At 68.1% G+C, this 7,003-nt stretch carries 7 protein-coding genes; 2 read left to right on the top strand and 5 right to left on the bottom strand.

All coding sequences use genetic code 11. The annotated features are described in order from the left end of the window. Window positions 1–62: 62 nt before the first annotated feature. Window positions 63–1,727, top strand: a complete 1,665-nt coding sequence (murJ, locus tag WS69_RS02825) for a murein biosynthesis integral membrane protein MurJ (RefSeq protein ID WP_442854881.1) — start codon at window positions 63–65, stop codon at window positions 1,725–1,727. An 8-nt stretch (window positions 1,728–1,735) separates the two neighbouring features. Beyond that, entirely contained in the window at window positions 1,736–2,578 is an 843-nt protein-coding gene (locus tag WS69_RS02820) for a SirB1 family protein (RefSeq protein ID WP_059469286.1), read from the top strand. A 216-nt stretch (window positions 2,579–2,794) separates the two neighbouring features. Here the strand turns inward: WS69_RS02820 and WS69_RS02815 are convergent, their stop codons facing one another. The 5 genes from WS69_RS02815 to lpxK form a co-directional block, all read right to left on the bottom strand. Next, entirely contained in the window at window positions 2,795–3,553 is a 759-nt protein-coding gene (locus WS69_RS02815; protein ID WP_059469285.1) for a 3-hydroxyacyl-CoA dehydrogenase, read from the bottom strand. Window positions 3,554–3,746: 193 nt separating this feature from the next. Then, window positions 3,747–4,409 (bottom strand): adenylate kinase, encoded by a 663-nt coding sequence (adk, locus tag WS69_RS02810; protein ID WP_059469284.1) that lies wholly within the window; start codon window positions 4,407–4,409, stop codon window positions 3,747–3,749. 211 nt (window positions 4,410–4,620) lie between these two features. Further along, on the bottom strand, window positions 4,621–5,412 hold the full coding sequence (gene kdsB / locus WS69_RS02805; protein WP_059469283.1) for a 3-deoxy-manno-octulosonate cytidylyltransferase: 792 nt from the start codon (window positions 5,410–5,412) through the stop codon (window positions 4,621–4,623). A 154-nt stretch (window positions 5,413–5,566) separates the two neighbouring features. After that, window positions 5,567–5,773, bottom strand: coding sequence for a Trm112 family protein (locus WS69_RS02800; RefSeq protein ID WP_006024783.1), 207 nt, complete (start codon window positions 5,771–5,773; stop codon window positions 5,567–5,569). Continuing rightward, window positions 5,754–6,782 carry a tetraacyldisaccharide 4'-kinase gene (gene lpxK, locus WS69_RS02795; RefSeq protein WP_059469282.1) on the bottom strand — a complete coding sequence of 343 codons (1,029 nt, stop codon included), beginning with the start codon at window positions 6,780–6,782 and terminating at the stop codon, window positions 5,754–5,756. The genes WS69_RS02800 and lpxK overlap by 20 nt, the downstream gene beginning before the upstream one ends. Window positions 6,783–7,003: the final 221 nt, after the last annotated feature.

The raw sequence follows: 7,003 nt of genomic DNA, 5'->3' as shown, positions 1-7,003 counted from the left end.
CGCCGGCTTGCCGCCCCCGCCAACATGCGGACATTTCATTTGCTACAAAACCGGACATTTCTATTTGTCCGCGACAGCGCGGGCCGCATCTTGCCGCATCGCCCACGCCGGTATGCCCGCCCTTTTCCTCAGGCCTACCGGTTGCCGACGCCCGAGGTCCGTATAATAAGCGCCCCATGAATCTATTCCGAGCCCTGCTGACGGTCAGCGGCTTCACGCTGCTGTCGCGCGTGACCGGTCTGGCCCGAGAAACGCTGATCGCCCGTGCGTTCGGCGCCAGTCAATTCACCGACGCGTTTTACGTCGCGTTCCGCATTCCGAACCTGCTGCGCCGGCTGTCCGCCGAAGGCGCGTTCTCGCAAGCGTTCGTGCCGATTCTCGCCGAGTTCAAGAATCAAAAAGGGCACGATGCGACGAAGGCGCTCGTCGATGCGATGTCGACCGTGCTCGCGTGGGCGCTCGCGCTCCTGTCGCTCGTCGGGGTCGCCGGCGCGTCGTGGGTCGTGTTCGCGGTCGCGTCGGGGCTGCGCACGGACGGGCAGGCATTCCCGCTTGCCGTCACGATGACGCAGATCATGTTCCCGTACATCGTGTTCATCTCGCTGACGACGCTCGCGTCGGGTGTGCTCAACACGTACAAGAGCTTCTCGCTGCCCGCGTTCGCGCCCGTGCTGCTGAACGTCGCGTTCATCGTCGCGGCCGTGTTTGTCGCGCCGCATCTGAAGGTGCCCGTCTACGCGCTCGCGTGGGCGGTGATCGCGGGCGGCGTCCTGCAGTTCGCGGTGCAGCTGCCTGGCCTGAAGAAGATCGACATGGTGCCCGCGATCGGCGTCAATCCGCTGCGCGCGCTCGCGCATCCTGGCGTGAAGCGCGTGCTTGCGAAGATGGTGCCCGCGACGTTCGCGGTGTCGGTCGCGCAACTGTCGCTCATCATCAATACGAACATCGCGTCGCGGCTCGGGCAGGGCGCCGTGTCGTGGATCAACTACGCGGACCGGCTGATGGAGTTCCCGACCGCGCTCCTCGGCGTCGCGCTCGGCACGATCCTGCTGCCGAGCCTGTCGAAGGCGCACGTCGATGCCGATTCGACCGAGTATTCGGCGCTCCTCGACTGGGGGCTGCGGGTTACTTTCCTGCTTGCCGCGCCGAGTGCGCTCGCGCTGTTCTTCTTCGCCGAGCCGTTGACCGCGACGCTCTTCAACTACGGCAAATTCGACGCGCACACGGTCACGATGGTTGCGCGCGCGCTCGCCGCGTACGGGATCGGCCTCGTCGGCATCATCCTCATCAAGATCCTCGCGCCCGGCTTCTACGCGAAGCAGGACATCAAGACGCCCGTGAAGATCGCGATCGGCGTGCTCGTCGTCACGCAGTTGTCGAACTATGTATTCGTGCCGATCATCGGCGCGGCGGGCTTGACGCTCAGCATCGGCGTCGGCGCGTGCCTGAATTCTTTCCTGCTGTTCGTCGGGCTGCGCCGCCGCGGCATCTATCAGCCGTCGCCCGGCTGGCTGCGCTTCTTCGTGCAGCTCGCGGGCGCGTCGCTCGTGCTCGCGGGCGTGATGCACTGGCTCGCGCTCAACTTCGACTGGACCGCGATGCGCGCGGTGCCGTTCGAGCGGATCGCGCTGATGGGCGCCTGCCTCGTTCTGTTCGCCGCACTATATTTCGGTATGTTGTGGCTGATGGGCTTCAAATACGCGTACTTCAGACGACGCGCCAAGTAACGGATTCCATGACTCGCGTTCTCGACTATTTCAGTTCGCTCGTCGCCGAAGACGATGGTCTGCCGCTCACCGAGGCGGCGCTGTCGCTCGCGCAGGACGCCTATCCCGACGTGGACCTGCAAGGCGTGCTCGCCGAGCTCGACGCGCTCGCGGCGCGGCTCGTCAAGCGCCTGCCGCACGGCGCCGGCGCAAGCGACAAGCTCGCGCTGTTGAACGACTTCTTCTTCCGCGAACTCGGCTTCGCGTGCAACCACAACGACTACTACGACCCGGACAACAGCTATCTGAACATGGTGCTGAAGCGCCGCCGCGGGATTCCGATCTCGCTCGCGGTGCTGTATCTGGAGCTCGCCGAGCAGGTCGGCGTGCCGGCGCACGGCGTGTCGTTCCCTGGGCATTTCCTGCTGCGCATCGCGCTGCCCGACGGCGACGCGATCCTCGATCCGACGACGGGGCGCTCGCTGTCGGAGTCGGAACTCGTCGAGATGCTCGAGCCATACGTCGCCCGCGCCGACGGCGGCGCGACGAGCGTGCTGCGCGCGTTGCTGCAGCCGGCGACCGATCGCGAGGTCGTCGCGCGGATGCTGAACAACCTGAAGGCCGTCTATCTGCAGACGGAACGCTGGCAGCGGCTGCTCGGCGTGCAGGAGCGGCTCGTGATCCTGCTGCCGGGACAGCTCGACGAAGTGCGCGACCGCGGCTTCGCGTATGCGCGGCTCGATTACCTGCGGCCCGCGCTCGAGGATCTGGAGACGTATCTCGGCGAGCGGCCCGACGCGGCCGATGCGACGATCGTCGAGGCGCAGGTCGGCGAATTGCGGCAGCGGATGCAGCGCGACGAAGACGATTGATCGACGGGCAGCGGCAGGGGGCTCGACGCCGTGCTCAAACGCAGACGATCGATCGAGCGAGCGGGCGCGACGCGCTTCGAATGTCCGCTCGGATCTGACCATACAATGTAACGACGTCCGCGAATGCCGATGCATCTCGCGGGCGTTTCTTCGTTCGGCGGGCGATGCGGCGATGCCGCGACGCCCGCGCAGCGCCGTCTCTGCACGCGGCCGCTTTTACTTCGGTTGCATCCGGATCGCGCCGTCGAGGCGGATCACTTCGCCGTTGAGCATCGGGTTCTCGACGATCTGCTTGACGAGCATCGCGTACTCGGCCGGTTTGCCGAGGCGCGGCGGGAACGGCACCATCGCGCCGAGCGCATCCTGCACTTCCTTCGGCATCCCGAGCAGCATCGGCGTTTCGAAGAGGCCGGGCGCGATCGTCATCACGCGGATCGCGTTGCGCGACAGGTCGCGCGCAATCGGCAGCGTCATGCCGGCGACGCCGGCCTTCGACGCCGCATACGCGGCCTGGCCGATCTGGCCGTCGAACGCGGCGACCGACGCGGTGCTGACGATCACGCCGCGCTCGCCCGTTTGCGTCGGCTCGTTCGCGGCCATCGCGGCGGCGGCGACGCGGATCATGTTGAACGTGCCGATCAGGTTTACGGCGATTGTCTTCGCGAACAGGTCGAGCGGGTGCGGGCCGTCCTTGCCGACCGTCTTCGACGCGGGCGCGATGCCCGCGCAGTTGACGAGCCCGCGCAGCGTGCCGAACTTCGTCGCGGCCGCGACGGCCGCCTGCGCGTCGTCCTCGCGCGCGACATCGCACTTGACGAACACGCCGCCCAACTCGCGCGCGAGCGCTTCGCCCGCGTCCTGATTGAGGTCGGCGAGCACGGCCTTGCCGCCCGCTTCGGTCAAGAGGCGCGCGGTGCCCGCGCCGAGCCCCGATGCGCCGCCCGTGATCAGAAAGACGTTGTCGCGAATCTCCATGATCGCTCCTTCTCCTGGATTGGAATGAATGTCGTTCGAATGTCGTGACGCGCCACGCGCCTTGCGACGATTGTACGAGCGGCCGCCCAAGCGCGGCGCGAAGCGAACGACCGGACGAAAAAAACCGCCCGTGGAGGGCGGTTTCCTTGTCGTCATGGACGGGCGGCGTGCGCCGCGCTTCGTCCCGGCGTGGTTACTTCAGCGCATCGAACACGCGCGCGCGGATTTCGTCGACGCTGCCGAGGCCGGAGATCTTCCGGTACGCGGGCGCCTTCAGGCCGTTCTCCTCGCCGCGTTGCGCCCAGTCGCCGTAGTACGTGATGAGCGGCTTCGTCTGCGCTTCGTACACTTCGAGGCGCTTCTTCACCGTCTCTTCCTTGTCGTCGTCGCGCTGGATCAGCGGCTCGCCCGTCACGTCGTCCCGGCCTTCGACCTTCGGCGGATTGAACTTCACGTGGTACGTGCGGCCCGACGCCGGGTGCGTGCGGCGGCCGCTCATCCGTTCGATGATCTCCGAGAACGGTACGTCGATTTCGAGCACGTAGTCGATCGCGACGCCCGCTTCCTTCATCGCGTCAGCCTGCGCGATCGTGCGCGGGAAACCGTCGAACAGATAGCCGTTTGCGCAGTCCGCTTCCTTCAGGCGCTCCTTGACGAGGCCGATGATCAGCGAATCCGGCACGAGCTTGCCTTCGTCCATGTAAACCTTCGCCTCGACGCCGAGCGGCGTGCCGGCCTTCACGGCGGCGCGCAGCATGTCGCCCGTCGAAATTTGCGGGATGCCGAACTTTTCCTTGATGAAGTTTGCCTGGGTGCCTTTTCCCGCGCCGGGCGCGCCCAACAGGATCAAACGCATGGTGATATCTCCGGTATGTGAATGCTTTGGCGCGAGACGCTATGGCATCGGCTGCGCGGCTCGGCGGTTCTGCTGCAAGCGCGGTCGGCCGGTCTGACTGCGGCGCGTCGGAAGCAACGCGCGGTGGCCGGCGAATGACGGCGGGCTTGGGGCGAATCTCGGTGAGCGGCGCGGGCGGATCGCTCGCACAATCGCCCGATTATGCCATGGGTTATTTGGCGCGAGACCGAAAAAGGGCCTGCACGCGTTCGAGATCGGCCGGCGTATCGATGCCGGCTTCGGGCGCGTGCTCGGTGACGAGCACGGCAATGCGCTCGCCGTGCCACATCGCGCGCAGTTGCTCGAGCTGCTCGGCCGCCTCGATCGGGGCTTGCGCGAGCGTCGGATACGTGCGCAGGAAGCGCGCGCGATACGCGTAAAGGCCGATGTGCCGATAGACCGGGCACGTCGGCGCGGGCATCGCGGCGACGTTCGGCCAGTGCGGCAGGTACGCGTCGCGCGACCACGGAATCGGCGCGCGCGAGAAGTACAGCGCGACGCCGTTCGCGTCGAGCACGACCTTCACGTAGTTCGGGTTGAACACGTCCTGCGCGTCGTGCAGCGGGTGCGCGGCCGTCGCGATCGCGCACGACGGATGCGCGGCGAGGTGCGACGCTACGTCGCGGACCAGTTGCGGATCGATCAGCGGCTCGTCGCCCTGCACATTGACGACGATCGTGTCGTCGCTAAAACCGAGCTTCGCGGCGACTTCCGCAAGACGGTCGGTGCCGGACGGGTGGTCGGCGCGCGTCAGCACGGCGTCGAAGCCGTGTTCGCGCACCGCGTCGAGGACGCTCTGCGCGTCGGATGCGACGAGCACCTGCTGCGCGCCCGCTTCGCGCGCGCGTTCGGCGACGCGCACGACCATCGGCTTGCCGCCGAGATCGGCGAGCGGCTTGTTCGGCAGGCGGGTCGACGCGAGGCGGGCGGGAACGACGGCGACGAAAGGGAGCGGGGAGGTCATCGGACGTGCGCGAAGCGGATAGGGTTCGGAACATGCGCCCGCCTGGCGAGGCGGGCGGCGGCGTTGTGCCGAGCGGTCGGCGGTTCGGCGCCGGCGCTCGGGCGGAACGACGAAGGCGCGCGCGATGCGAAACGATCGGCGCGCGGCGCTTTCGTCAGCGGCCCTGGGCCGGGCCGGCCGGATCGACCGGCGTGCCTTCGACCGTCTGGCGCGCTTCGTCGACGAGCATCACCGGGATGCCGTCGCGGATCGGGTACGCGAGCTTGTCCGCGTTGCAGACGAGCTCCTGCGCACCGCGGTCGTAGTGGAGCGGGCCCTTGCAAATGGGGCATACAAGGATTTCAAGCAGGCGTGCGTCCACGGAGTTTCTCCACAACGAGAGCGATAAGGCGGGGGTCGAGCGCGGCTTCGACCGGGACGACCCAGATTCGAGCGTCGCGCCACGAAGTTCCCAATTTTACTGCATCCTTCTCGGTGATCAGGATCGCATCGAAATGATCGTCGACGAACGGATTGTCGACGAACGCGTAATGGTCGGGCAGCGCGCGCGTCGCGGGTGCGACGCCTGCCGCGCGCAGCGTCGCGAAGAAGCGCTCGGGCGAGCCGATGCCCGCCGCGGCGAGCACGCGCTCGCCCGCGAACTGCGCGAGCGGCTTGCGGCGCGACGGCTGATCGAGATGCCACGCGTCGCCGGGCGCGAGCGTGAGCGCGAACGTGTCGGGCCACGGCGGCAGTGCGCGGCTGTACGGATCGTTGACGAGCGTCGCGTCGCGGCGGCGCGAGAGCGGCTCGCGCAGCGGTCCGGCGGGCAGCAGGAAGCCGTTGCCGCCCAGGCGATGATCGAACACGACGATCTCGACCGTGCGAGCGAGCCGGTAGTGCTGCAGGCCGTCGTCGCTGACGACGACGTCGACGTCCGGATGTGCGGTCGTGAGCGCGCGCACGGCCGCGACGCGGTCCGGGCACACCCATACGGGCGCGAGCGTGCGGCGCGCGATCAGGAGCGGCTCGTCGCCCGCCTGCTGCGGCGGCGACGCGGGCGTGACCGCGGTGGGCGCGACGATCCTCGCGCCATAGCCGCGCGATACGACGCCCGGCGTGAAGCCCGCGGTGCGCAATGCGTCGACGAGCGCGATCACGGTCGGCGTCTTGCCGGTGCCGCCGACCGTCACGTTGCCGACGACGACGACGGGTACGCCGCAATCGATCCGCTCCTTCCAGCCGCGCGCATAGGCGGCGCGGCGCAGCGCGGCGATCGCGCCGAACGCGCACGCGAATGGCGTGAGCGCCCATGCGAGCGCGCCGCGGCGCTGCCACTCACGCGTCAGGCGCGCTTCGGCGCGCGCGAGGAGTCCCGACTGCGCGTTCATGACGCGATGCGTGGGGCGCCGCGCAGCGCGGCTGGGGATGGATTCGTCAACACGTTTCTCCGGAAGGCGGCCGGCGGCCGCGCGGTCTTCGAAAGGCGGCACTCTAGCGCGCCCGCCGCGCGGCCGGCAAGTCGCACGGATACGGCGAGCGGCGTGCGCCGCGCCGTCGCAGATTCGAGCAGCCTGTGGATAACTCTGTGAAAAACTCTGCGGCGATGCGT

It is taken from the genome of Burkholderia sp. BDU5 (genome assembly GCF_001522845.1).
Lineage (GTDB): Bacteria > Pseudomonadota > Gammaproteobacteria > Burkholderiales > Burkholderiaceae > Burkholderia > Burkholderia mayonis.
Note: the sequence above shows the minus strand (reverse complement) of the source record. Positions and strands in the feature narration are given on the sequence as shown.

Bases quoted from the DNA above. Each gene is read 5' to 3' on its own strand.
- WS69_RS02820 (WP_059469286.1), top strand. From the start codon at position 1,736: ATGACTCGCGTTCTCGACTATTTCAGTTCGCTCGTCGCCGAAGACGAT.
- WS69_RS02815 (WP_059469285.1), bottom strand. From the start codon at position 3,553: ATGGAGATTCGCGACAACGTCTTTCTGATCACGGGCGGCGCATCGGGG.
- adk (WP_059469284.1), bottom strand. From the start codon at position 4,409: ATGCGTTTGATCCTGTTGGGCGCGCCCGGCGCGGGAAAAGGCACCCAG.
- kdsB (WP_059469283.1), bottom strand. From the start codon at position 5,412: ATGACCTCCCCGCTCCCTTTCGTCGCCGTCGTTCCCGCCCGCCTCGCG.
- lpxK (WP_059469282.1), bottom strand. From the start codon at position 6,782: ATGAACGCGCAGTCGGGACTCCTCGCGCGCGCCGAAGCGCGCCTGACG.